Annotated in this window: 1 rRNA gene; it reads left to right on the forward strand. The window is 55.0% G+C overall.

Going from position 1 to position 682, the window contains the following annotated elements:
- Positions 1-139 precede the first annotated feature (139 nt).
- Positions 140-682: ribosomal RNA gene (locus BBD46_RS22985) — 23S ribosomal RNA — on the forward strand; the annotation flags it as partial.

A 682-nucleotide genomic window follows, 5' to 3' on the forward strand; every position in this document is an offset into this window, starting at 1 on the left:
AAGCGTGAGTGGGAAGGGTCAATGCAGGCCGGCCGTCTACCGGCGTGCAGATGAGACCGTGTGTACGTGTAGTCCAGGCGTCCACTGGACCCGTTCCCGGGTCACGATATGCTACACCTCTGGTGTAGCGCCGATCCGATGAACGTGGCTACTGTGCCAGCTGGTGGATCGCTCGGCTTGAGAGCTGAAGACGGACGTGCCAAGCTGCGATAAGCCTGAGGGACCCGCACGGAGGGAAAGAACTCAGGATTTCCGAATGGGAATCCCCACCGCAATTGCTTCGCGCAATGGGGAACGCCGAGAACTGAAACATCTCAGTATCGGCAGGAAAAGAAAACGTAATGTGATGTCGTTAGTACTGGCGAAGGAACGCGATACAGTCCAAACCGAAGCCTTCGGGCAATGTGGTGTTCGGACTGACGATCACTCTCCGAAACTCGACACGAAGTCTCTTGGAATAGAGCACGAAACAGGGTGACAGTCCCGTACTGTCGACGAGTAAGAGACGAGTCAGCTCCAGAGTATCGGGGGTTGGATATCCCTCGTGAATATCCCAGGCATCGACTGGGAAGACTAAACACTCCTCAAGACCGATAGCGAACAAGTAGTGTGAACGAACGCTGAAAAGCACCCCACAAAGGGAGGTGCAATAGGGCGTGAAATCAGTTGGCGATAGAGCGAC

Origin of the sequence: Natrialba sp. SSL1, from assembly GCF_001861355.1 — an archaeon.
Classification (GTDB): domain Archaea; phylum Halobacteriota; class Halobacteria; order Halobacteriales; family Natrialbaceae; genus Natrialba.